A 26,120-nucleotide genomic window follows, 5' to 3' on the forward strand; every position below is an offset into this window, starting at 1 on the left:
TACCAAGCGCACAGGGCGTGCATCTGTGAAAGTGTTATGGCAAGGATGGCTTAAGTTACAAGCCATCCTGGAAGGCTACGATTTAGCAAAATCTCTTGAGTCAGACTTGTGATCAAGAGACAGCTGAAAAGTGCCTTTTTAGTTCGCTCAATTAATTTTTAACTACAGCGCGTTAAATACGTCGTCTGTTTTAGCTGCGCAAATAAAATCGTTTTTGTGTAGGCCTTTAATTGAATGGCTCCACCATGTAACCGTTACTTTGCCCCACTCGGTTAATAAACCTGGGTGATGGCCTTCGTCTTCTGCCATGTCGCCTACTTTGTTAGTAAACGCGATAGCCTGTTTGAAGTTTTTAAATTTATAAACACGCTCAAGCTGCATAATGCCGTCGCGTACTTCTGGTACCCAGTCTGGGATTTTAGTAATTAATTGTGCTAACTCTTCGTCAGATACTTTTGGCGCATCTACGTGACAGGCTTCGCATTTTTGTGCACTTAATGAAGACATTCTAAATCCTTACTTTTAGCTTTTTTAGCATTAATGTTTAACTGGCTAATTTTTCTTTTGGTGGAAATTTTGGGTCGTGCAAGCCAAGCTCTTTAGCTCGCTCAACCAAAGTCATAATATCCATTTGCGATATATCAAACAGATCATGAATCGAATTTATGGTGTAGTACTGTGGCTGCATAATATCAATACGGTACGGCGTACGCAGTACATCAAGCACATTCATTGGGCTGATTTCTGGCGTGTTTGAGTATACGTACTGAGTTTCACCTGGGCTTGATAAAATACCGCCGCCGTAAATACGCAGGCCGTCTTCGGTTTGCATTAAACCAAATTCAACTGTAAACCAGTATATACGCGCAAGGTATACACGTTCCTTTTTCTGCGCTGCGTAACCTAATTGTCCGTACTTATGCGTAAACTCGGCAAAGTCAGGGTTAGTTAGCATGGCGCAATGGCCAAATATTTCATGAAAAATATCTGGCTCTTGTAGGTAGTCAAATTCTTCGCGGCTACGAATAAATGTAGCTACCGGAAACTGCTTGTTTGCCAGTAATCTAAAAAACTCATCAAAGTCGATAAGCGCAGGTACTGGCGCGACTTGCCAACCGGTAGTGGCTAGTAACACTTCGTTTAGTTCGCTTAACTGCGGAATACGATCGTGCGGCAGGTTAATCTTTTTTAACCCTTGCATGTACTCATCGCAGGCTTTGCCTTCAATGCATGCAAGTTGACGCGCTACAAGCTCAGACCAAATTTTATTTTCTTCATCACTCCAGTGTATAACACCATTTTCGTCTGGTGTTTTGGATGTGTATTTACTTGCTTTAGCCATAAGTACCTTCTTGGGTGTGAGCCCTAAATCGGTGTCAGTGTGATACTCAAACCTAATGAATATCGAATGACCCCATACTATGCAAAAGTGAAGAAAAGTTTAATAGATAGGCTAACATCAGTATTTGGCGCGATCACTTACATTGTAAAGTTAAAATTACAGCTATGGCACATTAAAAATACAGCCCTTTAAATAAAGGTCTGTAGCTTGTTTTTATGTGTACACAATTAAATACACCTAACCAATTTTAGTAAAAGCTTGGTCTAAATCACTAATAATGTCGTTAACATCTTCAAGCCCAACCGAGAGCCTGATCAGCCCATCACTTATTCCAGCGGCGGCTCGCTCCTCTGGCGTATAAGGCGAGTGAGTCATAGATGCAGGATGCTGAATTAGTGTTTCAGCGTCGCCGAGGCTTACTGCAAGTGTACAAAGTTTCATACTATCAATAAATTGAGCGCCATCTTGTAGCGTGCCTTTTATTTCAAACGCAATAACACCACCAGCGGCTTTCATTTGATTACCAATAAACTTATAACCTGGGTGCGATTTAAGCCCCGAGTAATATACGGTGCTTACTTGTGGGTGAGCCTCTAGATATTGCGCTATTGTTTGTGCGCTTTGACAATGGCGCTCTATTCTAATAGCGAGTGTTTTTAGGCCTCGATTAATTAGCCATGCATCGTGTGGGCTTATGGTTGCACCAATATCTTTTAGTACGGTCATTTTAATGTGTGTTATGTGCTCAAACGATCCACATACAATACCGGCAACTACATCTCCGTGGCCGTTTAAGTACTTGGTCGCACTGTGCATTATAATGTCGATACCGTATTTTTTAGGCGATTGCAGTAGCGGCGTTAAAAAGGTGTTGTCGACCACACTAATTAAGTTGTGCTCTTTAGCAACTGCGCCAATAAGTGCCAAATCAATAACCGCCATAGTGGGATTAATTGGCGTTTCTACAAATATCATTTTTGAATTAGGTTTGATGGCAGCGCGTAGTTCGTCCTCGTTGGTCATATCAACAAAAGTGACTTCGATTCCCCAGCGCGGCAACATATGCGAGAAAAACGCAAAGGTACAACCATATAAAGCACTTGAGGCAACAAGGTGATCTCCTTGCGATAAAAAACTCAGTACTGAGGCAGATACGGCCCCCATACCTGTTGCGGTTGCAGCAGCTGCTTCACAACTCTCTAGTTGAGCAACTTTTTGCTCAAGCTCTGTGGTTGTGGGGTTTCCTAAACGCGTATAAATATAGCCAGGTTCGTCGCCTGCAAAACGCGCAGCACCTTGTGCGGCATTTTCAAAATGAAAGGTCGAGGTTTGATACAAAGGAGAAGTAAGTGCGCCGTGCGGGTCGTTTGCTTTTTGTGGTCCGTGAATACACTGGGTGTTTATATGATGCTTGCTCATTGTAGGCTCATTTTTTGATTATTATGTTTTTGCGATTCAACAATCAAAACGTATGCGCTTACAAACAGCAAGCATGCCGGATGCTCAGATGGCTATTTGTGTAAAAACCGTGCAGCGCACGTTTGTACACAAATATTGCCACTGCTAATCTAGTGTGTTGGCTCAGCCTTTTTACGGCTCATAATTTTACCTGCGATGCTTTGCACAGTGCCTTTTAGTAAGCTGCGTTTGTTTTCAAGCCGTGGTAATGGGCGACTAAGCTCCATTGCTTTGTAACCAATACGCGCTGTAAAAATACCAGCACTGACCCCTTGCGCAGCCCGCCCCGAAAGCTTACCTAAAAGCTCAGCACTTAGTGCAGTTGCAGCAAGGTCAGATACAAGCTCTGCGCTGCCAACAAACATTACTTGTTTTATCAGCATACGGTATAACTTTATACGGCTCGCGTAGCCAAAACCAATGCCGTAAATTTTACCAATTTGTTCTATTAACTTAGTACCGCGCCAAAGCACAGCCATCATATCCACCAGCGCAAGTGGGCTTAGGGCAACTAGCAGTGCAGATTCAGTCGCAAAACGATTTATAAGCTTTTTAGCTTTGGTGTCTTGGGTTATTAATAAACTATTGGCGTACAGCGTCATTATTTCTTTGTCGCTGTGATGCATCGCTACTTGGTTTTTAAAGGTTTCAAAGTTATCAAGCTCTTGGTGTTTATTAAGCTTTTCGAGCCAAGGTAATGCACCGCCTACTTGCTCGCTGTTTAAAAGCCTGTCGGCTTCAACTCGGTGCAATTGGTTACGCTTTAAACTGCGCAGCATTCGGTACTCTCGCCACAATAAGCGCCCAATTAGCAGCACGCCACTTACAACCGCAGTTAAATAAACACTGCCTAAAATAATTGACTGCTCGAAAGCAAATAATAATGAGTACGCAAACTCTAAAAGCACCAGTACTATAAAACTAATAGCAAAAACACCTTTAAGCGTTTGCCACTTTGACTTTTTGTACACAGGCTCCAGATCTATTTCTGGCTCTAGTGCTTCATCTTCAAGTTCTTCGTAATCACTTTGTCCGTGCTGAATAATTTTTGCAGGTGCTAAAACGGGTTCGTTTTGCTCAATGCTTTGCGTATCTATACGACGCCCTGCTTGAAATGGTTGGTTTGACTCACTCATGTTAATTTGTCTCCTAGCAGGTACTGCATGACATGATCTAATCGAATATGTTTTAGTTGTTTATCGGGGCTCGGCATTGGAGAGAACGATAAAAACTCAAATCCCTGTGCTGGCCACTCATTTTTATTAAGCATCCGCGAGGGTGGTTGCGGCGGTAGATACGTAAGCCAATCAGGCTCGTGTAATGGTTTACCGTAAATGCAGTCAAGCGTTTGGCCTTTGTCGGTAATTTGGCGCGGTTGCGTTGCTGTAATTGACGACATGGCCATGGTTTCTATTTTTACACCATCAAACTTTAAATGATTACTTTGCTCATGCACGAGCGAATCAAGTAGCAGTGCTAAATCTTTATGGTGCTTAGCACTTATGTGATCTGATTTATTAGCTGCAAATAATATTTTGTCTATGTTGGGCTTAAATAAACGTTTAAAAAAGCCCGACTCGCCATAGTTAAAATGTGCGAGTAATTGGTTTATTACACTGCTTTGCTCTTGGAGTGTTTCGTGCCCTTCGTTTAATGCACTAAGTACATCTACAAGTACAATTTGGCGATCAAAGTGCCTAAAATGCTCATTATAAAATGGTTTTACGACTTCTTTTATATAGGCGTTAAAACGCTTAATTAAATGCGCTAAATTAGAACCCGCAACGACATCGTCACTGTTTATTTCACCCGATACCGGAAAAAACAATAACAATGGCGCGCCTTGTAGGTCGCCAGGCATTAGCATGCGCCCAGGTTGTAACATGGCAAGTTTGGTGTCTTTTTTAAGCCCGACTAACATGCTTTGATAAAGCTGAGCAATATGAGCAAGTGCGTTTTCATCAACGGGAGCGTTTAAGTCAAGTTGCTCAACGGCCATTAAAAAATCACTTGATGTGTTTACGCGCGAAGGCTGAGTTAATAACGGATATTGCTGCTCGCACCATTGAGAATAGCTTTGCTCAAGCATAGGTAAATCAAGGAGCCATTCACCCGGGTAGTCAATAATATCTAAATAAAGCGTTGATTGCGGTGAAAAGTGGCCGCGCAGCCCTGCATTACTTTGATACTTTATTGCCAAGCGCAGCGTATTAATACGCTCGGTAGATGCAGGCCATGTAGGCATCCCATCGCTGGGTAATAAAGTATTGAGTGCTCGAGGGTAATTAAACGTAGGGACTTTTAACGCCTCTTGCGGCACAACTTTAGTGGCCACATGGCGGTGCTCGCGCATTACATCAAAAAAAGGTAAGTTTTTATCGTCCGCTTGGGTTGTTAAGTGTTTAACAAGCGCGGTAATAAAGGCAGTTTTACCACTACCACTTAGGCCAGTTACGGCAAGCTTTACGTGTTGGTCTAAACTGCGATGAAGGGCTTTTTGTGCTTTGCCTTTAATGCTTTTAAAGGTCTTTTTTGCAAATGATTGGCTCATAAAGTGTCTTGCACCTAATTTGCCGTAATTTATCACGCTGCAAATAAGGTGCTATTAAATCCTTTATAGTTTGTTAATTTCACGGCTCACCGTAAACTCGCTTGAAGTTACATGGCGCTCCATATCTTGAAGGCGAGTATCTACACGCGTTAAACGCTCTTTTAAATCTTGCAATGCGCGGCGCGGCGGCTCGCCTTTTTGCCATACTTTAAATTTTACTTCTAGCGGATCATCAGTTTTAGTTGAGCTTTTTGTTTGCGCTGTTGCGGGCTCTTTTTTATCTAAAATGAACCAGGCTGCAATATACGCTACCACAAATAATGGGCCACCCGTTAGCAGTACCGCACTAACAAATATAATGCGAACTAACCATAACTCCATATTAAAGTAGTCACTTAATCCCGCACACACACCGGCTATTTTACCGCGTTGTGGGTCTCTTAATAATTCGCGTTTGGCACTCATACTTTGCGTCTCCATTGTGGTGACTCTTGATCAAGCAATGCTTCAAGTGTTTCTAATCGATCAGCCATTTTTTCAGCTTTGTGTGCAAGCTCAAGTAATTGGCGATGTTCGTGCTCACTTAAACCTTGGCTTACTTGTTTCTTGCTACGGTAGTGCAAAATTAGCCACAGCGGAGCAACAAAAATCATAAACAAGATAAATGGTGCAACTAATATCTCTGGATCAAACATAATCCTCTCCTGACAATCCGTTTTGATGTTTTTAAGCTGGGGCACAAGGGCCCCATATATTTTTATATGTAATTATTTATCAGCTAACTTCTTTTTAAGTTCGGCTAGCTCATCATCTATCTTTTCATTTTTTTGTAGATTAGCAATTTCATCCGCTAACGTCTTTTTACCTAAATCGTACGACTCAATTTGAGATTCTAGTCCATCAATTTTGGTTTCGTAACGTTCAAAGCGGTTAAGTGCTTCTTCTACTTTTGAGCTATCAAGTGTCTTTTTCACTTCAAGGCGCGACTCAGCCGAACGTTGGCGAAGTATAATCGCTTTTTGACGAGATTTAGCATCTGCTAGCTTTTCTTGTAGCGTCGTTACTTCTTGCTGTAATTTCTCAATATGAGACTCTACATGTTCAAGCTCACTCGCTACTGAAGCAACTGCATCTGCCGACTTTTGCTTTTCAAGTAAGGCTGAACGCGCTAAATCGTCGCGGTCTTTACTTAAAGCCAGTTCGGCTTTATCTTGCCAATCACTTACCTGCGCTTTAAGTGTATCTAAGCGGCGTACAATTTCTTTTTTCTCAGCCAATGTTTTAGCTGATGTAGAACGTACTTCAACAAGCGTATCTTCCATTTCTTGAATAATCAGACGAACCATTTTTTCTGGGTCTTCTGCTTTATCTAAAATGGCGTTGATATTAGAATTAACAATATCTGCAAAACGTGAAAAAATTCCCATAACATTTACCTCTGTAATTAAAACTTAGTTAGTCTGCTATAACTAGTATCAATATGCTTGCCAACTTTTTAAAAGTTAAAATACACTTTATTTTCATTACGTTAAACTAAATATACAAATTTCTTTAGTTATCCCTAATTATGAAATACACTAACTGTTAGTAAAAATGACCAAGAGTTAGGAAATATGAGCCAATATCGCCAACAGGATAATTTACTCGGCCAATCAGATAGCTTTCTGTCTGTATTAGATCAGGTATCGCAACTGGCTAATTTAGATAAACCGGTACTTATTATTGGTGAACGCGGCACAGGTAAAGAGCTAATAGCAGCACGCTTACACTTTTTATCAAAACGCTGGGATCAAAACTACGTAAAGCTTAACTGTGCAGCGCTTAACGAAAACCTACTCGAAAGTGAGTTATTTGGCCACGAAAGCGGTGCTTTTACGGGGGCAAGTAAACGTCACGAAGGTCGTTTTGAACGCGCTAACAGCGGCACACTGTTTTTAGATGAATTAGCTAATACCTCAGCTATGGTACAAGAAAAACTGCTGCGCGTTATAGAATACGGTGAGTTTGAACGTGTTGGCGGCAAACAAACTGTAAAAGTAGATACCCGCTTAGTGTGTGCGACAAACGAAGATCTTCCTTATTTGGCCGAGCAAGGTGAATTTAGAAGTGATTTACTCGATCGCCTTGCCTTTGATGTAATTACCCTACCACCACTGCGCGAACGCCAAGACGATATTATGCTTCTTGCTGAGCAGTTTGCGATGAACATGGCGCGCGATTTAGAGTGGGAACTGTTTAGCGGCTTTACCCGAAGCGCAACAGAAACACTGCTTAGTTATGATTGGCCTGGTAATATTCGTGAACTTAAAAATGTGGTTGAACGCAGTTTGTATCGCCACGGTAGTGAACATATTCCCGTTCACCAGATTATTTTAGACCCATTCGATAGCCCATTTAGACCAAAAGCGCGTATTAAAGCACCTGTAGCGGCTCAAACGGTTAATGCAGAGCCTATTGTTGTTACGCCGCCGGTTACTCAAGCAAGCAGTAATGTAGCCGTCGATATTCAATTTCCGTGCAGCTTAAAAGAGCATTCAAACGACTTTGAAATAAACATGATTAATAAAGCACTCGAACATAGCCAATTTAATCAAAAGAAAACTGCAGAAGTACTTGGTTTAACGTATCATCAATTACGTGGTTATCTTAAAAAATACAACTTGTTGGATCAACAATAGTCAGAGGTTATGCGGGTGCATAAATTATTACTTGTTTTGCTTACCACCACTTTAGTTGGTTGCCTTGATAGCAAAGAAGAAATCATAGAAGAAAAAAACCAAGGCTTAGTTTATTGCGCTGAAGCTAACCCTGTGTCGTTTAATCCGCAAGTCACGACCACCGGTTCAACTATTGATATAATTGCTAACCAATTATACGACCGCTTAATTAGCATTGACCCTGTTACGGCAGAGTTTCAAAGTGAGCTGGCGACCGATTGGAAAATTAGCAAAGATGGTAAATCGGTTACCTTTACCCTGCGTAAAGATGTAAAGTTTCATACAACTTCTTATTTTACCCCATCGCGGGACTTTAACGCCGACGACGTTATATTCACCTTTAGCCGATTATTCGATGTATATAATCCATATCACTTTGTGGGCGATGCCGATTACCCGTATTTTCAAAGTGTAGGAATTGATCAACTTATTCGCAAAATTGTGCGCGTGTCTGACTACCAAGTCCGTTTTGAATTGTTTAATCCTGAAAGTAGTTTTTTAGCTAATATGGCTACCGACTTTGCCGTGGTGCTTTCAGAAGAATACGCCATGAAACTTAAGAAAAATAATCAAAAAAACTTATTTGATCAGTACCCTATTGGCACCGGCCCGTATATTTATAAAGAATACCGCCGAGATCATCTTGTGCGCTTTTACCGTAACCCACTTTATTGGAAGCATGACGTTGCACTTGAGCAATTGGTTTACGATATAACCCCTAACGGCACTACGCGCATAGCAAAAATGCTGACTAAAGAGTGCGATGTAACGGCTCATCCAAGTAGTGCACAATTGAGCATTTTAGCGCAACGCGATGATATAAACGTCGAAAAAGAAACAAACTTAAACATAGGTTATTGGGCATTTAATACAGAGCGTGCTCCGTTTGACGACTTACGCGTACGCCAAGCGCTTGCGCACGCAATAGATGTAGATAAAATAATGCAGGCGGTTTATTACGGTAACGGTACTCGCGCACAATCTATTTTGCCGCCAACCTCTTGGGCATTTGAGCCACAAGAAGATATACCTACGTTTGATCCAGAACTTGCTAAAAAATTACTTATTGAAGCAGGGTTGCCTAATGGCTTTGATATGACGATATGGGCTATGCCTGTGAGTCGTATTTATAATCCCAATGCACGTAAAATGGCTGAGCTTATGCAAAGTGATTTACGCAAAGTAGGCGTTAACGTCAGTATTGTAGAATATGAGTGGAATACGTTTATTCAACGTATTGGCGAGCATAGGCACGACAGTGTATTACTTGGTTGGGCCGCAGATACACCCGACCCTGATAACTTTTTTAGCCCGCTGCTGAGTTGCACCGCTACTTTTAGTGGCAAAAACCCTGCAAACTGGTGTAATCCCCAATTTGATTTATTGCTTACTAAAGCACTAGACACCACTGATTTAAACAAACGTAAAAAATACTACGAAGATGCACAAAGCTTAATTATTAAAGAGTTGCCGTTATTACCAATTGCTCATGGCTTGCGCTTTCAAGCAAGTAGCGCTGATGTGGAAGGCATAACACTTGGCCCGTTTGGTGCTATTTCGCTTGCTAATGCGAGGAAAAAATAATGATCTTAGATTATATTTTACGTCGCCTTGGTTTGTTCTTTTTTATGATACTAATGCTCAGCGTATTTACGTTTTCACTGGCGTATTTATTTCCCGGTGATCCGCTAAGTAATTTAAGTGGCATACCAAGTGGTAACTTTGCACAGCATAGTGAGCTTGAGGATAAATATTTATACAACAGCAATTACTTTATGCAATACATTGCCTTTTTAGGGAGAATATTTCAAGGCGATTGGGGGCTTTCATTTGCCTCTGGTAACAGCGTGTTTAGCCATATTATTGACTTACTACCGGCTACTTTAGAGCTAAGCGTATATGCATTAATTGTATCGGTTGTTATTGGTGTACCTACTGGCATTTTAGGCTCTGGCTATCATAAACGCTGGCCCGACAAACTTATAAACTCTGTCACTATGGTAGGTTATTCAATGCCTGTGTTTTGGCTCGCATTGTTGTTAATAATGGTTTTTTCATTAAAGCTTGGCTGGTTTCCTATGTCGGGCAGAATGGGCCTCCTTTACGAAATACCCGCCAGTACAGGGTTTATATTAATTGATATTGCTCTAGCTGGATTTCCATATAAAGGGATGGCCTTTGTTGATGCGCTGCGTCATTTAACACTCCCTACTATTGTATTGGCCATGTATCCAACCACGGTATTAGTGCGCTTTACTCGCGAGTCTATGCTTAAGGTAATGGATCAAAACTTTATTAAAACAGCTAGGGCAAAAGGCCTTAACCGCCGTCAACTTATCATGCACCATGCACTGCGTAATGCTCTACTACCGGTAATTAAGCAAATTGGTTTGCAATTTAGCACCTTGATAACACTTGCGATGATTACTGAAGTTATTTTTTCTTGGCCGGGTATTGGCCGATGGTTAATCGATAGTATTTATCAGCGCGACTTTCCTGCAATTCAAGGCGGATTAATGGCGGTGTCTTTATTTGTTATTTTAGCCTCTATTACAGCTGAGCTTACTTACACTTTATTCGATCCACTCTCGCGGAATCAGGCCCATGGCAAAGTTTAATTTATTTTCTGAAGAGTCGAATAAATCGCCACTTGCGCGATTTTGGCGCAAATTTAAAAACAATCACCCAGCTTTGGTTGGTTTATGGATATTTATGGCGTTTGCATTATTGGCCGCCACAGCTCCTTTTTTAGCGCCCTATGGCGTAAACCAACAGCATAGTGATGCACTACTCATACCGCCCTCATGGCGAGAAATGGGCGATGTACGCTTTATTTTAGGCACCGATGATTTAGGCCGTGATGTACTCTCGCGCTTAATGAATGGTGCAACATATACGTTTGGACTTTCTGTTGTAGCTGCCCTAATCACGACCCTGTTTGGTGTATTAGTGGGGACTTTTGCAGGGATTAGTAAAGGGTTGCGTTCAAGCTTTTTAAATCATTTACTTGATATAACACTTTCTATTCCTTCTTTGTTATTGGCCATAATAATAATCGCCATACTCGGTCCTGGTTTAATGAATACCGTATGGGCAATTATTTTAGCGTTACTACCGCAATTTATTCACTCGGTGCGCAACCTAATTGTTGATGAATTAAGTAAAGATTACATTACTGCGTTTAGACTCGATGGCGCATCTAATTGGCATATAATATCGCGCGGTATTTTCCCTAATATTTATGAGCATATTGTGGTTATATTCACGATGGCGCTTTCTACTGCGATATTAGATATTTCAGCACTGGGATTTTTAAAATTAGGGGCTCAGCCACCAACGACCGAATGGGGCGCAATATTAGCCGAAAATCTAGGCCTTATTTATTTAGCGCCGTGGACTGTAGCGCTACCTGGTGTACTGTTATTTTTAGCCGTGTTATCTACTAATTTAGTAGGCGATGGCCTGCGACAAGTGCTAAAAGCACGTAAGGCTGATTAAATGCAATTACTCGATGTTCGTAACTTAACAATTGAACTACGTACCTCTGAAACTGTAATTAGAGCTGTAGACAGAGTGAGCTTTAGCTTAAAAGAAGGTGAAGTACATGCGCTTGTGGGCGAGTCTGGCTCTGGCAAAAGCTTAATAGCAAAAGCGATTATTGGTGTATTAAACGAGCGCTGGGATATTACTGCCGACCGTATTCATTGGCGCGGCGTAGACTTAATGCGTTTAAGCCCAGAGAAACGCCGTAAAATAGTAAGCCAAGATATAGCGATGATCTATCAAGACCCAAGTCGCTGCCTTGACCCAACCGCTAAAATATTTGACCAAATTGCCGAAACACTCCCAGAGGTCGCAACTAAAGGTTTCTTTTTAAAACGCAACCGAGAGAGAAAAGACAGAGTAAAGGCGCTTATTCATAAGGTGGGTATTAAAAACCACGAAGCGGTACTAAGTAGTTACCCTCATGAGCTCTCTGAAGGCGTATGTCAAAAAGTAATGATTGCGATGGCCATTGCTCGCACGCCTAAACTTTTAATCGCTGATGAGCCCACTACAGCGCTTGAGAGCACAACTCGCGCACAAGTATTTAGGTTACTAAAAAGCTTAAATCAACTTAAAAACATGTCTATTTTGATGATCTCTCATGAACTGGAAGAGATTGCACATTGGTCGCATGGCATTCATGTTTTATATTGCGGGCAAATGGTTGAAGCAGGCCCAACCCATGAAATATTTAAACAGCCTCGCCATCCATACACGCAAGCATTACTAAAAAGCTTGCCAGACTACGAGCAAGGCTTAGCACATAAAGAACCTTTTTATGCGCTTAAAGGGACTATCCCTACCCTGCAACATTTGCCCATTGGCTGTCGCCTTGGGCCGCGTTGTCCGCAAGCACAAAAAGCCTGTGTGGTTACACCAGCCCTAACTAAGCATCATGGTCATAGTTATGCGTGTCACTTCCCGTTAATTAAGGACATGAAGTAATGCAACCACTGTTAAAAGTACAAGCACTTTGTAAAACCTTTAATGTGCGAGCTGGGCTTTTTTCACGTAAAAAGTTTGAAGTCCTTAAAAACATTTCATTTTGCGTAGGTAAAGGTGAAAGCATTGCCATAATTGGCGAAACAGGCGCAGGTAAAAGTACGTTGGCAAAACTACTTTCAGGAGCTGATAGCGCTGATAGCGGGCAAATTTTGCTCGAGAATAATATTATCGAAGATAATGGCGTACGCGATAATCAATGTCGCCATATTCGTATGATTTTTCAAGATTCTGCTGCATCGCTCAACCCGGGCTTAACCATTGGCGAAATGCTTGATGATTGCCTGCAATATAATACTGAACTTGATGCTAGTGAACGCACTGAAAAGATTGATGCAACGCTTTCTAAGGTGGGTTTGTTAATCGATCATAAACACTACTACCCGCATATGTTTAGCGTGGGGCAGTTACAACGTGTAGCGTTTTCTCGTGCATTAATTTTAGATCCTAAGGTGATTGTACTTGATGAAGCTGTTTCGTCTTTAGATCCCTCTATACGGGCGCAAATAGTAAACTTGTTACTTAAGCTGCAGCGCGATACAGGCCTTACGTATGTGATGATCACTCATCATTTAAGTTTAGTACGTCACATTAGTGATTTTGTAGTTGTACTTGATAAAGGCGAAGTGGTTGAATACGGTCCTACTGAAGATGTTTTTCAAAACCCTCAATCAAAAGTAACGCAGCGTTTATTAAGCTGCTAAAGCAGATTATAAATACCTAACTTTTTTGTAAGGTAACCGTATTTAACTAGGTCTTCTTGTTAATTGTATTTAATTAACAAGAGATCTCATGCTTAAACAAAAGTTACTACTTAGCCTTTCCCCATTACTCCTTCTATCTGCCTCAGCTATTGCTGATACAAATTGGGTTGGTGGCGTTGATCATTTAGGTTTAACCGTATCAAACTTAGATGCATCCAAAGCATTTTTTTACTGATGTACTTGGCTTTAAAACGCTAGGGAATGACCCAGCCTATCTTGCTTATTTTTTATCAAACAATAAAATAACCATTACATTATGGCGCGTGAAAAACGATGCAAAACGTGTGGAGTTTAATCGAGCAGAAAATGTGGGCTTACACCATTTAGCACTCAGTGTTGAAAGTATCAAAAAGTTAAGCGAGCTACATGAACACTTAAAAATGCAAAATAATATTATTATAGAGTTTGCACCCGAAAACTTAGGTAGCGGCCCAACCCAACATATGATGATAAGAGAGCCTAGCGGCAATCGGATTGAGTTTATTGCCAGAGGTAATTAAAAGACAATAAAGAAAGGCGCTTTAAAAGCGCCTTTCTTTATGAGCTAAAATTAATTACTCAACAGTTTGTGTAGCCGTTGGTAAGTTAAGCTCAGCATTGGCTTTAAGCGCTTCAATAAATACCATGTAGTTTTTATTAGCTTGCGCCATAGTAATGCTTTGTTTTGCTTGAGGGTCAATATTAGCTGCAACTTGTGCATCCGTTACCGACTTAAGCGCAACAATTGCTGCATCACCATTATTTAAATTAACGAGATCGACTACCGCAGAATCCGCTGGGTGAGCCATTTTAAAAGCTTGAGTCACAATAGCAGGTGAAACAGTGTAGCTTTGACGTGTTAACTTAGCTTCTTGGCGAAGTGTTAAGCTTTGCTCGTTAGCAACATCGTTTAAGCTCTTACCTGCTTGTACTTCTGCAAATAAGCTACGTGCCTTTTCTTTAGCAAGCTCTGATGATTTTTCATTCACTAAACGCGCTTTAATTTCCTCGCTTACTTCGTCTAACGGCTTAGTAGCAGCAGCTTTGTGCTCGTTAATACGAACAATGATTGCATGCTCATCGCCAAGCTCAATAACTTCAGAATTTACTTTATCTTCAAGTAAATCAACTGATGTTAGTGCTGTGACAACTGCAGGGCTGTTTAACGGCTCTGGTAGAGCATTAAGTGCTAAAAGAGGTGTAGATTTAACTTCCACTTCAGCAACTTCTGCAGCATCGTCTAAGCGGTCTGAAATTTCAAATGCAAGTGCACCCATTTCAGTTTGCTTTTCGTAAAATGCATCAATTTTTTCAGCTTGTTCTAATTCAGCACGTAAGTCAGCTTTAACATCGTCATACGCTTTAACTTGTTGTGGTTGAATGTCAGTAAGTTTAATTATGTGATAACCAAACTCAGAAGTAACAACGTCAGAAATATCACCTTTATTTTCAAGCGCGAAAGCCGCGTCTTCAAATGCAGGGTCCATTACATCACGCTCAATCCACTCAAGATCGCCGCCCATTTCGCCACTAACGATATCGTCAGACGATGATTGTGCTAACTCAGCAAAGTCTGCACCTTGCTCTAGCTGTGCATGAAGAGCATTGGCTTTTTCTTTTGCTGCATCATCGTCTTCACTGTTATCAATTAAGATATGTGATACGCGACGCTTTTCTGGCTCAACGTATTGTGCTTTGTTTTGCTCATAATACGCTTTAACGTCATCCTCGGTTACCGATTCAACATTGATATCTGCTGCTTTAAGCTCAATGTAACTTACTGAGATAAGCTCTGGAGATAAAAATTGAGATGCGTTTAAGTCGTAGTAATCAGATACTTCTTGATCTGATACTTCAACATTCGCGGCAAGTGCCTCTTTGTTTACAACTACGTAATCAATACTACGAGTTTGCTGCTGAAGAGCAATTGCGCTTTTCAGCTCGCTCTCTAGAGCAAAGTCTGTACCTGCAACAGCAGATACAACCTGGCTGCGTGTCATATCTTTACGTAAATATTCACGAAAAGCATCTGGTTGAAAATTCATTTGACGAATTACTTGTAGGTAACGGTCGTTATTAAATTTTTCACCAATTTGAAAGTACGGTAATTCTAAAATTGTTTTACGTACACTTTCGTCGCTTACGCGAAGGCCTAAATCAGCCGCTAGCTGTGATTGCAATTCTTGTTGTACTAAGCGGTCAACTACACCTTGACGAATTTGTGCCATGTAATTTGGATCAGCTGCAATTTGTGTAAAGTATTCACCAAATTGTTGCTCTAAACGGCTACGTTCATTTTGGTAAGCACGGTTAAAATCGGTTTGACTAATTTTAATTCCATTTACTTCAGCAACGGGTTGTTCTGTGGTTTGACCTAAGTAACTACCGATCCCTGCTAAGGCAAAAGATAAAATCACCGCGCCTAAAATTATTTTGGCTACAGGTCCTTGCGAACCTTCTCTGATTTTCTCAAGCATTTGTTTATCTCTTTTTGATCAAGGTATTTTACCTTGTCACATGTAAAAAAAGCGTATCTTACCAGATACGCTTTTTCACTTGAAGTAACTGGCGGAAAAGTTACTTAACTCATCTGTTGTGGTGAATCAGTAACTTTACACTCGCCATAACTAATGTGTTTAAAACAGTGATTAGTTTACTGCGTCTTTAAGCGCTTTACCGGCTTTGAAAGCTGGAATAGTTGCAGCAGCAATTTGGATAGTTTCACCAGTTTGCGGGTTACGGCCTGAACGTGCAGCACGTTCACGTACTGAGAAAGTACCAAAACCTACAAGTGCAACTGAGTCGCCATCTTTTAGCGCGCCAGATACAGATTCGATGAATGAATCTAGTGCACGACCTGCAGCCGCTTTAGAAATGTCAGCATCAGCTGCGATTTGATCGATTAATTGAGATTTATTCACAATATCATCCTCTTTCATTGTTATTATCAAGAGCGATGGTTTTTTAAACTAACATCACTTTTTTGAAAATTTTAGAGCAAACTTTTAATGCCCACATGATTATATTTTTCTTAAGCCTAGGCCCCGTAAGGGCTAGGCTTGAAAACCAGTGCTTAACTTATCATACCGTTTAGATTTGAAAAGCCCTAAAAAGCACTTTTTTTATGTTTTTTCTTGGTTTTTAGGTGTTTCGACCGAAAAACTCTCAACAGGATGCACTAAAGCAAGCTTTAACACCTCGTCAATCCAAGTAACTGGGTGAATATCAAGACCTGCCAGCACGTTGTCTGGTATCTCTTTTAAGTCACGTTCGTTAATTTTTGGAATGATCACTGTTTTAATTCCACCACGATGCGCCGCTAATAACTTCTCTTTTAAACCACCAATCGGAAGTACTTCACCGCGTAATGTAATTTCACCTGTCATAGCAACATCTGCTCGTACAGGATTACCCGTTAAGCTAGATACAAGACCCGTTACCATTGCTGCGCCCGCACTAGGACCATCTTTTGGTGTTGCGCCCTCAGGTACGTGTACGTGAATATCACGTTTTTCGTAAAAGTCGCTGTTAATACGGAAAGTATCTGCTCGATTACGCACAACCGTCATTGCCGCTTGAATCGACTCTTGCATTACATCGCCAAGAGAACCGGTGTAACTTAACTTGCCTTTACCTGGCACTGCCGCACATTCAATTGTTAGCAAATCACCGCCAACTTCTGTCCATGCTAAGCCTGTAACTTGACCAATACGGTCGCCATCTTCAGCTTTACCATAGTCAAAGCGCTGCACACCTAAAAAGTCTTCTAGGTTATCTTGATTGATGGTCACTATTTTAGTGTCTTTTTCAAGTAAGATGTTTTTAACTGCTTTACGACATAGTTTCGAAATTTCGCGCTCTAGGTTACGTACACCCGCTTCACGTGTGTAATAACGAATAATGCCAATAATTGCGCTGTCTTCGATAACTATTTCAGACTCTTTTAAGCCGTTACGTTTAACTTGTTTAGTAATTAAGTGCTCTTTTGCAATGTTTAGCTTTTCATCTTCGGTGTAACCCGACAAGCGAATAACTTCCATACGGTCCAATAATGGGCCAGGAATGTTAAAGCTGTTTGATGTTGCTACAAACATAACGTCAGATAAATCGTAATCGACTTCAAGATAGTGATCGGCAAAATGACTGTTTTGCTCCGGATCAAGCACCTCTAACAATGCTGATGCTGGGTCGCCGCGCATGTCCGATGACATTTTATCGATTTCATCTAATAAGAATAATGGGTTTTTAACGCCCACTTTTGTCATGTTTTGAATTAGCTTACCTGGCATTGAACCTATGTATGTACGACGATGACCGCGAATCTCAGCTTCATCACGTACGCCGCCAAGCGCCATACGAACATACTTACGACCAGTCGAACGTGCAATAGATTGCCCAAGTGATGTTTTACCAACACCTGGTGGTCCAACTAAACATAAAATTGGCCCTTTGAGCTTATTAGTACGCTGTTGTACTGCGAGGTACTCAATAATGCGTTCTTTTACTTTATCTAAGCCGTGGTGATCGCTATCAAGAATTTTTTGTGCGCCTGCTAAGTCTTTTTTCACTTTAGAGCGTTTTTTCCATGGCACATTAATTAATGTATCTATGTATGAACGCACTACAGTCGCTTCTGCAGACATTGGCGACATCATTTTAAGCTTATTGAGCTCTGTAGTTGCCTTTTCTTTAGCTTCATCAGGCATGCCAGAATCTTCAATACGCTTTTTAAGCGCTTCAAATTCATCAGGCACATCATCAAGCTCACCAAGTTCTTTTTGAATGGCTTTCATTTGCTCATTGAGGTAATACTCGCGCTGAGATTTTTCCATCTGCTTTTTAACGCGGGTACGAATTTTCTTCTCAACTTGCAATAAGTCTATTTCGCCTTCCATTAGTGCCATTAAATATTCAAGACGTTCTGTGACACTTGAAATTTCGAGCACTTTTTGTTTTTCAGGTACTTTAAGCGGCATATGCGCTGCCATTGTGTCGGCAAGACGTGCTGGCTCATCAATACCTGAAACCGAAGTTAGTACTTCAGGTGGAATTTTTTTATTTAGCTTTACATAGCCTTCAAACTGGCTAATTGCGCTTCGGATAAAAATATCTTGCTCTTGTTCATCTACAGAATCAGATTCAATAAATTGAGCATTAGCGACAAAAAAGTCATCGTTATCTACAAATTCTTCAATTTGTGCGCGCTGTGTACCTTCGACTAAAACTTTAACTGTACCGTCTGGTAATTTTAATAACTGAAGTACAGTGGCAATAGTACCGATACGATAAATATCATCTTGCTCTGGTTCATCTACAGTTGCATCTTTTTGTGCAACCAAGAAAATTTGTTTGTCTTTGTCCATTGCCGCTTCTAGGCATTTTATTGATTTTTCACGGCCAACAAAAAGCGGGATCACCATGTGCGGGTATACCACAACATCGCGCAGTGCAAGGACTGGGATTTCGACTCGGTCGGTTCTCTCAAGCGTCATTATAGTTTCTCTTCGCACTTCATTTATTTTAAAGATTACTCAAGTATATGGGGATAACCTAATTAAAGTTCAACAATTTTCCCTAACTCGATTAAATTAATTATAAAAAAAGGAGCCTAAGGCTCCTTTTTCCACTCAAATAGCTTAAAAACTATTCTGATGCAGCTTTATCTTGTTTATTATTTTCATAAATCAAGATTGGATCTGACTCACCTTTAATAACGGTTTCATCAATAACTACTTTGCTTACATCATCCATTGAAGGAAGCTCGTACATAGTATCAAGTAGTACACCTTCAACAATTGAACGAAGACCACGTGCGCCTGTTTTACGCTCCATTGCTTTGTGGGCAATTGCAGCTAAGGCATCATCGCGAAACTCAAGTTCAACGTCTTCCATACCAAACAATACTGAAAACTGTTTAGTAATCGCGTTTTTAGGTTCACTCAATATTTGTACAAGAGCTGCTTCATCAAGTTCTGTTAACGTAGCCACTACCGGCAAACGGCCTATGAACTCAGGAATTAAGCCATATTTAACTAAATCTTCTGGCTCTACATCTTTAAATGTTTCACTTAAAGAACGACTCGCCGCAGACTCTTTTACGCTAACGCCAAAACCGATACCGGTGTTTTTATGGCTACGTTGCTCAATTACTTTATCTAGGCCTGAAAATGCACCACCACAAATAAACAAGATTTTAGATGTATCTACTTGTAAAAACTCTTGCTGTGGATGTTTACGACCACCTTGCGGTGGAACAGAAGCAACGGTGCCTTCAATCAGTTTAAGTAGCGCCTGTTGAACGCCCTCGCCTGATACGTCGCGCGTAATTGAAGGGTTATCTGATTTACGAGAAATCTTGTCAATTTCATCGATGTAGACAATACCGCGCTGTGCTTTTTCAACATCGTAATCGCACTTTTGTAAAAGCTTTTGAATGATGTTTTCAACATCTTCACCTACATAACCTGCTTCGGTTAATGTAGTGGCATCGGCCATAGTAAACGGCACGTCAAGTAGGCGCGCTAATGTTTCTGCAAGTAATGTTTTACCACTACCTGTTGGGCCGATAAGCAAAATATTACTTTTACTTAATTCAATATCTTGCTTAGTCGACTGGTTACGTAGGCGTTTATAATGGTTATAAACGGCAACAGACAATACTTTTTTAGCATGATCTTGACCAATAACATAATCGTCTAAGTGTTTACGAATTTCTTTTGGTACAGGTAGTTTGTCAGACGTATCATGCTTAGGAGCAATGTCTTTGATCTCTTCCCTGATAATATCGTTACACAACTCTACACATTCATCACAAACGTATACTGAAGGGCCTGCAATTAATTTACGCACTTCATGTTGGCTTTTGCCACAAAAAGAGCAGTATAACAATTTATTACTTTTGTCGCCGTCTGTAGGAGTGTCAGACATTCAGCTACCTCATTTTATTACGTTGGCCACCAAAACTATTGGCGGCTATTTCAATACGCTTTAACTATACCAAAATTTATTGGTTTTCGCATAGTAACTCAAAGTGGCAAACAGGTAGTCCTGCTTACCAAGCGCTTACTTTTTGTCGCGATTTGTAAACACAGAGTCTACCAAGCCGTAATCTACAGCTTGCGAAGCACTCATGAAGTTATCACGATCAGTGTCTTTAGAGATAATATCTAATGGTTGGCCTGTATGCTCAGCCATTAAGCGGTTAAGCTTATCTTTAATAGACAGAATTTCTTTAGCGTGTATTTCAAAGTCAGATGCTTGACCTTGGAAACCACCTAATGGTTGGTGAATCATCACACGTGAGTTTGGTAGGCAAAAACGCTTACCTTTAGCACCAGCAGTAAGTAAAAAAGCACCCATGCTTGCAGCTTGACCTACACATATTGTACTTACATCTGGTTTGATGAAGTTCATTGTGTCGTAAATAGCCATACCCGCAGTTACTGAACCACCTGGTGAGTTGATATATAAAAAGATATCTTTATCAGGGTTCTCTGATTCTAAAAATAGCATTTGCGCTAAGATCAGATTTGCCATGTTGTCTTCAACTTGACCTGTTAAAAAGATAATACGCTCTTTTAATAATCTCGAATAAATATCATACGAGCGCTCGCCTTTTGGTGTTTGTTCAACAACCATTGGGACCAATGCATTTAGGGGATCTGTAATACCAGTATTCATACTTATTTAATTCCTTATGCGCTTATACTTATCCTTATTATAAGGAAGCATAGTTATCGTTTTTCGCAAATTTAGAGCCAAAAACTAAAATGGCCCGGGCACGCTGTATAAACAGAGTAACACGAGCCATTTAATCGTTAGCGAGAGCTTAAGTCAATGACTTATTAAGCACCTTGCTGTGGATTCATGATGTCATCAAATGCTTTTTCAACATCAGTAACAACTGCTTTAGCTAAAATAGCTTCAACAGCTTGCTCTTCCATTGCTACATTACGCATTTGCTGCATAAGTTGATCATTACCTTTGTAGTATTCTACTACTTCAGTTGGATCTTCGTATGCAGAAGCTACTGTTGCGATTAATGCTTCAACTTTAGCATCATCAACTTTGATGTCGTTAGCTTTAATCACTTCACCTAATAAAAGGCCAGTTTTTACACGTGTTACAGCTTGCTCGTGGAACAATTCAGCTGGAAGCTCTGGCATGTTTTGAGCGTCGCCGCCAAAACGTTGAGCTGCTTGCTGACGTAGAGCATCAACTTCTTGATCAACAAGTGCTTTAGGCACTTCGATTTCGTTGTTAGCTAAAAGACCTTTGATTGCTTGGTCTTTAACGCTTGCTTTAACCGCTTGGTCTAGCTCACGTGTCATGTTCTTTTTAACTTCTTCTTTAAGCGCGTCTACGCCGCCTTCGGTAACACCGAATTTAGTTGCAAACTCTTCGCTTAATTCTGGTAATTCTTGCGCTTCAACTTTTTTCACTGTGATAGTGAATTGAGCCGCTTTACCTTTTAAGTTTTCAGCGTGGTAATCATCAGGGAAAGTTACATCAGCAACTACTTCTTCGCCTGCTTTTTTACCTACGATGTTATCTTCAAAACCTGGGATCATACGACCTTGGCCAAGTTCTAATGGGAAGTCTTCAGCTTTGCCGCCTTCAAATACTTCACCGTCGATAGTACCTACGAAATCAACTGTTACACGGTCGTTTTCGCCAGCAGCTGCATCAACATCAGCCCACGCTGCGTGTTGCTTACGAAGTGTTTCTAGCATGTTAGCTAAATCTTCGTCAGTTACTGTTACTGCTGGTTTTTCAACAGTAATTTTATCTAAACCTTGAACTTCAACTTCAGGGTAAACTTCAAACGTTGCTGAGAATTCTAAATCTTTACCTGCTTCAAGTGATTTAGGAGCGAATGTAGGCGCGCCAGCTGGGTTGATTTTTTCAGAAACGATTGCTTCGATGTAATTACGTTGCATTACTTCGCCAGCAACTTCTTGACGAACTGCAGGGCCAAAACGCTTGTTAATTACAGATACTGGAACTTTACCAGCACGGAAACCATCTATACGCTGTGTTTTTGACAGTTGTTGTAGGCGTTTTTTTACTTCGGTCTCAACGTTCTCTGAAGGAACGGTGATAGTTATACGGCGCTCAAGGCCTTGGGTCGTCTCAACAGAAACTTGCATGATTTACCTCAATATTCAATTTTGGCGACTGTTCGCCTTCCTTTACAAACAAAGTGTTCTGCATGAGTCTTGATAAAGTTTAAGCGGTTTTCCACACTTAAAAGCATCCGTCGCTACCATGAGACACCATTGCTGCTTTGCCCTTCGGGCACTATGTTAAACAATAGACGCGGCATTATAACCTAATATTTATGATAGTCGAGTATAGGGGGCAATTATTTGGACTAGATAAGGGACTATAAAGACTAACTGAATAAAAAACAGGCTAACTACGGACTAAATAGAATAAAATAGAAATTATTTAATAGAATTATAGGCTAACAGATTTAGATTTATAACTTAGAGGAATTTACTTATTGTTCTTATTAGATAAGAAAATGGTCGGCGATGCAGGATTTGAACCTGCGACCCCTTGGACCCAAACCAAGTGCGCTACCAAACTGCGCTAATCGCCGACATTGAAGAGTTAACTTCTTTTTTCATACTGAACACTTAAACTGAGAGTTTAAGACCATTTTAAGAAAATGGTCGGCGATGCAGGATTTGAACCTGCGACCCCTTGGACCCAAACCAAGTGCGCTACCAAACTGCGCTAATCGCCGATATTCGTTGTAAATGGGGTGACTGATGGGGCTCGAACCCACGACAACCGGAATCACAATCCGGGGCTCTACCAACTGAGCTACAATCACCGCTATATTTACATGTTTTCAAATGGTGCACCCAGAAGGATTCGAACCTTCGACCGACGCCTTAGAAGGGCGTTGCTCTATCCAGCTGAGCTATGGGCGCATCGAAAACTTCATAGTTTACCAATAAGCTATTCGATTATAAAAAATTATAAAAAAATGGTCGGCGATGCAGGATTTGAACCTGCGACCCCTTGGACCCAAACCAAGTGCGCTACCAAACTGCGCTAATCGCCGAAACTTATTATTGCTAGCGAGTGACCTCGTTGACAACGGGGTGCATAATAGTGATTTGACGGGGTTAGGTCAAACGTTTTTTTAAGAAAACCAATCAAGTGCTCATTTTTAGTGCACAATGGTTAAATATTACAATAGTCGGCTGAATTTTAAACTATTTAACAGCTCAAACGTTATATACCTTAAAAGCAACTTGGCGCTGCTATGCTTTTCTGCGAAAATAGTAGGCACATTATAAAACGAGTTAAATAAAGAGCGTATTTTTCTTTATTAGCATTTTTACCCCTATTTTATTATGCATTCGTTTTTAGAGTATCGGTATCTAGTTAATTAACCCCAATTAAAGGTCACCCATGACGGCAAACATCATTGATGGTAAGGCAATCGCAAAACAAGTACGTAGCGCTGTAGCAGAACGCGTAAGTGAACGTGTAGCAAATGGTTTACGTGCACCAGGACTTGCAGTAGTACTTGTAGGACTTGATCCAGCAAGCCAAGTTTATGTTGGTTCAAAACGTAAAGCCTGTGAAGAAGTAGGTTTTATCTCTAAATCATTTGATTTACCAGCAGACACACAAGAGCAAACTCTTTTAGATTTAATTGACGAGCTAAATAATGATGCCGAAGTTGATGGAATTTTAGTGCAGTTACCACTGCCAAAAGGTCTTGATGCTGAAAAGATTTTAGAACGTATTACCCCACATAAAGATGTTGATGGATTTCATCCATATAACATTGGTCGATTAGCACAGCGTATGCCTGCCCTTCGCCCATGTACGCCTAAAGGCATTATTACATTACTTGATTCAACGGGTGTACGCTATAAAGGGATGCATGCAGTTGTCGTTGGCGCGTCAAATATTGTTGGTCGTCCAATGTCGTTAGAGCTTTTATTAGCAGGTTGTACTACCACTGTGTGTCATAAATTTACTCAAGACTTAGAAACACATGTTCGCCGCGCTGACTTATTAGTTGTGGCTGTCGGTAAACCGGAATTTATACCGGGAGATTGGATAAAAGAAGGCGCTATTGTTATCGATGTGGGCATTAACCGCTTAGATACGGGTAAATTAGTCGGTGATGTTCAATACAGTGTGGCCGAACAAAAAGCACATTTTATTACACCTGTACCAGGTGGCGTTGGCCCGATGACTGTCGCAAGCTTAATTGAAAACACACTTGAAGCGTGTGAAAAGTATCACAGCTAAGCTGTTAAAAAATCAAAAAAGGGTTGCCATTTGGCAACCCTTTTTTAGTTTGACCTGAATTACTTTAAACGCTTACGCTTTACGCCACGTTGTTTTACCAGCTGAATCTTCAAGTATTACACCTAACGCATTAAGTGCATCACGTGCTTCATCAGCAGCAGCCCAGTCCTTACTAGCACGTGCTTCATTACGTTTTACAATTAATGCTTCAATTGTCGCAACTTCGTCGTCATCTTGCCCACCTTGTAAAAAAGCTTCCGGTGCTTGTTGAGCAACACCTAACACTTCACCGAGGCTACGCAGTATAAACGCTAACTTGCCAGCTTGACCTGCGTCACTTTCTTTTACGCGGTTTAATTCTTTAGCAAGTTCGAACAACACAGGTAGTGCTTCTGGTATATTAAAGTCATCATTCATTGCTTTTCTAAACTTAGCAACAAACTCATTGCCTTCTAAGTCGCACTCTACCGGTACGACATCACGAAGCGCTGTATAAATGCGTTCAAGTGATGAACGCGCTTGGTCTAAATTTTCTTGTGAGTAATTTAATTGGCTGCGGTAATGCCCTGAAATTAAAAAGTAACGAACAGATTCGGCATCGTATGCTTTTAAAACTTCACGCACAGTAAAAAAGTTATCTAACGACTTAGACATTTTTTCTTTATTTACTTGCACCATGCCAGTATGTATCCATGTATTTACATACTTGCCGTTGTTTGCACAGCACGACTGGGCAATTTCGTTTTCATGATGTGGAAACTGTAAATCAGACCCCCCACCGTGAATATCAAAATGCTCACCTAAGTGTTTTGAGCTCATTGCCGAACATTCAATATGCCAACCAGGACGCCCTTCACCCCACGGTGATGACCATGATGGCTCACCTGCTTTGGCTTTTTTCCATAACACAAAATCAAGCGGATCGTCTTTATCTTGAGCCACTTCTACGCGAGAGCCCGATTGCAACATAGTTAAATCTTGCTGAGAAAGCGCACCATATTGCTCAAACGTTGATACATCAAACAAAACATCGCCATCAGCTGCGACATAGGCATGGCCTTTTTCAATCAAGCGCTTAACCATAACGATAATTTCATCCATATGGCTTGTAACTGTTGGTTCAACATCTGGGCGTAGCATATTTAGGCTATCAAAATCTTCATGCATCGCTTTAGTCATGCGCACAGTTAAGTCGTTTATTGACTCACCATTTTCATTTGCACGTTTAATTATTTTATCGTCGATATCTGTAATGTTACGTACATATTTTAAATCGTAACCAATATGACGTAAGTAGCGCACAATAACGTCAAAACCAACAAAAGTACGAGCGTGTCCAATATGGCAGTAATCATAAATGGTGATACCACACACATACATGTCGATTTTGCCTTCGACCATAGGTTTAAATTGCTCTTTTTGTCGCGTGAGTGTGTTGTATATATTTACCATTTACTTTGAGTCCTTGACTATTTACT

General features: G+C 40.7%; 22 protein-coding genes, 5 tRNA genes and 1 pseudogene. 8 read left to right on the forward strand and 20 right to left on the reverse strand.

Going from position 1 to position 26,120, the window contains the following annotated elements; genetic code table 11:
* Nucleotides 1-162 precede the first annotated feature (162 nt).
* The 8 genes from H5126_RS19955 to pspA all read right to left on the reverse strand — a co-directional run bounded on the left by H5126_RS19955 (nucleotide 163) and on the right by pspA (nucleotide 6,778).
* Entirely contained in the window at nucleotides 163-507 is a 345-nt protein-coding gene (locus H5126_RS19955; RefSeq protein WP_002958326.1) for a 4a-hydroxytetrahydrobiopterin dehydratase, read from the reverse strand.
* A gap of 37 nt (nucleotides 508-544) precedes the next feature.
* Nucleotides 545-1,342: a phenylalanine 4-monooxygenase gene (phhA, locus tag H5126_RS19960; RefSeq protein WP_182721332.1), complete on the reverse strand. Its 798-nt coding sequence runs from the start codon at nucleotides 1,340-1,342 to the stop codon at nucleotides 545-547.
* Nucleotides 1,343-1,579: 237 nt separating this feature from the next.
* Nucleotides 1,580-2,761, reverse strand: coding sequence for a methionine gamma-lyase (gene megL / locus H5126_RS19965; protein WP_182721333.1), 1,182 nt, complete (start codon nucleotides 2,759-2,761; stop codon nucleotides 1,580-1,582).
* A gap of 149 nt (nucleotides 2,762-2,910) precedes the next feature.
* Nucleotides 2,911-3,936: a TIGR01620 family protein gene (locus H5126_RS19970; protein WP_149602329.1), complete on the reverse strand. Its 1,026-nt coding sequence runs from the start codon at nucleotides 3,934-3,936 to the stop codon at nucleotides 2,911-2,913.
* Nucleotides 3,933-5,351, reverse strand: coding sequence for a YcjX family protein (locus H5126_RS19975; RefSeq protein WP_182696381.1), 1,419 nt, complete (start codon nucleotides 5,349-5,351; stop codon nucleotides 3,933-3,935). Before H5126_RS19975 ends, H5126_RS19970 begins: the two co-directional genes overlap by 4 nt.
* Before the next feature lie 63 nt (nucleotides 5,352-5,414).
* Entirely contained in the window at nucleotides 5,415-5,816 is a 402-nt protein-coding gene (pspC, locus tag H5126_RS19980; RefSeq protein WP_024596503.1) for an envelope stress response membrane protein PspC, read from the reverse strand.
* Entirely contained in the window at nucleotides 5,813-6,046 is a 234-nt protein-coding gene (pspB, locus tag H5126_RS19985) for an envelope stress response membrane protein PspB (protein ID WP_024596504.1), read from the reverse strand. The genes pspC and pspB overlap by 4 nt, the downstream gene beginning before the upstream one ends.
* Before the next feature lie 72 nt (nucleotides 6,047-6,118).
* On the reverse strand, nucleotides 6,119-6,778 hold the full coding sequence (gene pspA / locus H5126_RS19990) for a phage shock protein PspA (protein WP_007376832.1): 660 nt from the start codon (nucleotides 6,776-6,778) through the stop codon (nucleotides 6,119-6,121).
* Between the two features lie 186 nt (nucleotides 6,779-6,964).
* On the opposite strand from pspA, the gene pspF reads away from it, so the two are divergent.
* The 7 genes and pseudogenes from pspF (at nucleotide 6,965) to H5126_RS20025 (ending at nucleotide 13,880) form a co-directional block, all read left to right on the forward strand.
* Nucleotides 6,965-8,029 (forward strand): phage shock protein operon transcriptional activator, encoded by a 1,065-nt coding sequence (gene pspF, locus H5126_RS19995; protein WP_182696380.1) that lies wholly within the window; start codon nucleotides 6,965-6,967, stop codon nucleotides 8,027-8,029.
* 15 nt (nucleotides 8,030-8,044) lie between these two features.
* Nucleotides 8,045-9,652 (forward strand): ABC transporter substrate-binding protein, encoded by a 1,608-nt coding sequence (locus tag H5126_RS20000; RefSeq protein WP_024596506.1) that lies wholly within the window; start codon nucleotides 8,045-8,047, stop codon nucleotides 9,650-9,652.
* Nucleotides 9,652-10,686, forward strand: a complete 1,035-nt coding sequence (locus tag H5126_RS20005) for an ABC transporter permease subunit (RefSeq protein WP_002958336.1) — start codon at nucleotides 9,652-9,654, stop codon at nucleotides 10,684-10,686. Before H5126_RS20000 ends, H5126_RS20005 begins: the two co-directional genes overlap by 1 nt.
* Nucleotides 10,673-11,566 carry an ABC transporter permease subunit gene (locus H5126_RS20010; protein WP_002958337.1) on the forward strand — a complete coding sequence of 298 codons (894 nt, stop codon included), beginning with the start codon at nucleotides 10,673-10,675 and terminating at the stop codon, nucleotides 11,564-11,566. Before H5126_RS20005 ends, H5126_RS20010 begins: the two co-directional genes overlap by 14 nt.
* A complete protein-coding gene (locus H5126_RS20015) occupies nucleotides 11,567-12,559 on the forward strand; it encodes an oligopeptide/dipeptide ABC transporter ATP-binding protein (RefSeq protein WP_002958338.1) in 993 nt (330 codons plus the stop codon).
* Complete coding sequence (locus tag H5126_RS20020) at nucleotides 12,559-13,320, forward strand: ATP-binding cassette domain-containing protein (RefSeq protein WP_002958339.1); 762 nt, start codon at nucleotides 12,559-12,561, stop codon at nucleotides 13,318-13,320. The genes H5126_RS20015 and H5126_RS20020 overlap by 1 nt, the downstream gene beginning before the upstream one ends.
* A gap of 88 nt (nucleotides 13,321-13,408) precedes the next feature.
* Nucleotides 13,409-13,880, forward strand: a pseudogene (locus H5126_RS20025) (VOC family protein).
* A gap of 54 nt (nucleotides 13,881-13,934) precedes the next feature.
* Here the strand turns inward: H5126_RS20025 and H5126_RS20030 are convergent.
* The 11 genes from H5126_RS20030 to H5126_RS20080 all read right to left on the reverse strand — a co-directional run bounded on the left by H5126_RS20030 (nucleotide 13,935) and on the right by H5126_RS20080 (nucleotide 23,434).
* Complete coding sequence (locus tag H5126_RS20030) at nucleotides 13,935-15,836, reverse strand: SurA N-terminal domain-containing protein (protein ID WP_024606161.1); 1,902 nt, start codon at nucleotides 15,834-15,836, stop codon at nucleotides 13,935-13,937.
* Between the two features lie 171 nt (nucleotides 15,837-16,007).
* The gene (locus H5126_RS20035; RefSeq protein ID WP_158000827.1) at nucleotides 16,008-16,298 is read right to left on the reverse strand and encodes an HU family DNA-binding protein; all 291 of its coding nucleotides are present in this window, start codon (nucleotides 16,296-16,298) and stop codon (nucleotides 16,008-16,010) included.
* Between the two features lie 183 nt (nucleotides 16,299-16,481).
* Entirely contained in the window at nucleotides 16,482-18,851 is a 2,370-nt protein-coding gene (gene lon, locus H5126_RS20040; RefSeq protein ID WP_024596372.1) for an endopeptidase La, read from the reverse strand.
* A gap of 151 nt (nucleotides 18,852-19,002) precedes the next feature.
* Nucleotides 19,003-20,286, reverse strand: coding sequence for an ATP-dependent protease ATP-binding subunit ClpX (gene clpX, locus H5126_RS20045; RefSeq protein WP_002958344.1), 1,284 nt, complete (start codon nucleotides 20,284-20,286; stop codon nucleotides 19,003-19,005).
* Between the two features lie 135 nt (nucleotides 20,287-20,421).
* Nucleotides 20,422-21,039: an ATP-dependent Clp endopeptidase proteolytic subunit ClpP gene (clpP, locus tag H5126_RS20050; protein ID WP_002958346.1), complete on the reverse strand. Its 618-nt coding sequence runs from the start codon at nucleotides 21,037-21,039 to the stop codon at nucleotides 20,422-20,424.
* A gap of 164 nt (nucleotides 21,040-21,203) precedes the next feature.
* Nucleotides 21,204-22,508: a trigger factor gene (tig, locus tag H5126_RS20055; RefSeq protein WP_002958347.1), complete on the reverse strand. Its 1,305-nt coding sequence runs from the start codon at nucleotides 22,506-22,508 to the stop codon at nucleotides 21,204-21,206.
* 378 nt (nucleotides 22,509-22,886) lie between these two features.
* Nucleotides 22,887-22,963: transfer RNA gene (locus H5126_RS20060), tRNA-Pro, on the reverse strand.
* 70 nt (nucleotides 22,964-23,033) lie between these two features.
* A tRNA-Pro gene (locus H5126_RS20065) sits at nucleotides 23,034-23,110 on the reverse strand.
* 14 nt (nucleotides 23,111-23,124) lie between these two features.
* Nucleotides 23,125-23,200: transfer RNA gene (locus tag H5126_RS20070), tRNA-His, on the reverse strand.
* A gap of 23 nt (nucleotides 23,201-23,223) precedes the next feature.
* Nucleotides 23,224-23,300, reverse strand: a tRNA-Arg gene (locus H5126_RS20075).
* 57 nt (nucleotides 23,301-23,357) lie between these two features.
* Nucleotides 23,358-23,434 (reverse strand) — tRNA-Pro (locus tag H5126_RS20080).
* Nucleotides 23,435-23,787: 353 nt separating this feature from the next.
* Here H5126_RS20080 and folD point away from each other — a divergent pair.
* Nucleotides 23,788-24,642 carry a bifunctional methylenetetrahydrofolate dehydrogenase/methenyltetrahydrofolate cyclohydrolase FolD gene (gene folD, locus H5126_RS20085; RefSeq protein WP_002958348.1) on the forward strand — a complete coding sequence of 285 codons (855 nt, stop codon included), beginning with the start codon at nucleotides 23,788-23,790 and terminating at the stop codon, nucleotides 24,640-24,642.
* Nucleotides 24,643-24,714: 72 nt separating this feature from the next.
* On the opposite strand, the gene cysS is transcribed toward folD, so the two are convergent.
* Nucleotides 24,715-26,094, reverse strand: a complete 1,380-nt coding sequence (gene cysS / locus H5126_RS20090) for a cysteine--tRNA ligase (RefSeq protein WP_182721379.1) — start codon at nucleotides 26,092-26,094, stop codon at nucleotides 24,715-24,717.
* Between the last annotated feature and the right edge of the window lie 26 nt (nucleotides 26,095-26,120).

Source organism: Pseudoalteromonas sp. SG45-3, assembly GCF_014164075.1.
In the GTDB taxonomy this organism is placed as follows: domain Bacteria; phylum Pseudomonadota; class Gammaproteobacteria; order Enterobacterales; family Alteromonadaceae; genus Pseudoalteromonas; species Pseudoalteromonas distincta.

Coding starts and splice junctions, on each gene's coding strand:
- H5126_RS19955 (WP_002958326.1), bottom strand. CDS start 507: ATGTCTTCATTAAGTGCACAAAAATGCGAAGCCTGTCACGTAGATGCG.
- phhA (WP_182721332.1), bottom strand. CDS start 1,342: ATGGCTAAAGCAAGTAAATACACATCCAAAACACCAGACGAAAATGGT.
- megL (WP_182721333.1), bottom strand. CDS start 2,761: ATGAGCAAGCATCATATAAACACCCAGTGTATTCACGGACCACAAAAA.
- H5126_RS19970 (WP_149602329.1), bottom strand. CDS start 3,936: ATGAGTGAGTCAAACCAACCATTTCAAGCAGGGCGTCGTATAGATACG.
- H5126_RS19975 (WP_182696381.1), bottom strand. CDS start 5,351: ATGAGCCAATCATTTGCAAAAAAGACCTTTAAAAGCATTAAAGGCAAA.
- pspC (WP_024596503.1), bottom strand. CDS start 5,816: ATGAGTGCCAAACGCGAATTATTAAGAGACCCACAACGCGGTAAAATA.
- pspB (WP_024596504.1), bottom strand. CDS start 6,046: ATGTTTGATCCAGAGATATTAGTTGCACCATTTATCTTGTTTATGATT.
- pspA (WP_007376832.1), bottom strand. CDS start 6,778: ATGGGAATTTTTTCACGTTTTGCAGATATTGTTAATTCTAATATCAAC.
- pspF (WP_182696380.1), top strand. CDS start 6,965: ATGAGCCAATATCGCCAACAGGATAATTTACTCGGCCAATCAGATAGC.
- H5126_RS20005 (WP_002958336.1), top strand. CDS start 9,652: ATGATCTTAGATTATATTTTACGTCGCCTTGGTTTGTTCTTTTTTATG.
- H5126_RS20010 (WP_002958337.1), top strand. CDS start 10,673: ATGGCAAAGTTTAATTTATTTTCTGAAGAGTCGAATAAATCGCCACTT.
- H5126_RS20015 (WP_002958338.1), top strand. CDS start 11,567: ATGCAATTACTCGATGTTCGTAACTTAACAATTGAACTACGTACCTCT.
- H5126_RS20020 (WP_002958339.1), top strand. CDS start 12,559: ATGCAACCACTGTTAAAAGTACAAGCACTTTGTAAAACCTTTAATGTG.
- H5126_RS20030 (WP_024606161.1), bottom strand. CDS start 15,836: ATGCTTGAGAAAATCAGAGAAGGTTCGCAAGGACCTGTAGCCAAAATA.
- H5126_RS20035 (WP_158000827.1), bottom strand. CDS start 16,298: ATGAAAGAGGATGATATTGTGAATAAATCTCAATTAATCGATCAAATC.
- lon (WP_024596372.1), bottom strand. CDS start 18,851: ATGACGCTTGAGAGAACCGACCGAGTCGAAATCCCAGTCCTTGCACTG.
- clpX (WP_002958344.1), bottom strand. CDS start 20,286: ATGTCTGACACTCCTACAGACGGCGACAAAAGTAATAAATTGTTATAC.
- clpP (WP_002958346.1), bottom strand. CDS start 21,039: ATGAATACTGGTATTACAGATCCCCTAAATGCATTGGTCCCAATGGTT.
- tig (WP_002958347.1), bottom strand. CDS start 22,508: ATGCAAGTTTCTGTTGAGACGACCCAAGGCCTTGAGCGCCGTATAACT.
- folD (WP_002958348.1), top strand. CDS start 23,788: ATGACGGCAAACATCATTGATGGTAAGGCAATCGCAAAACAAGTACGT.
- cysS (WP_182721379.1), bottom strand. CDS start 26,094: ATGGTAAATATATACAACACACTCACGCGACAAAAAGAGCAATTTAAA.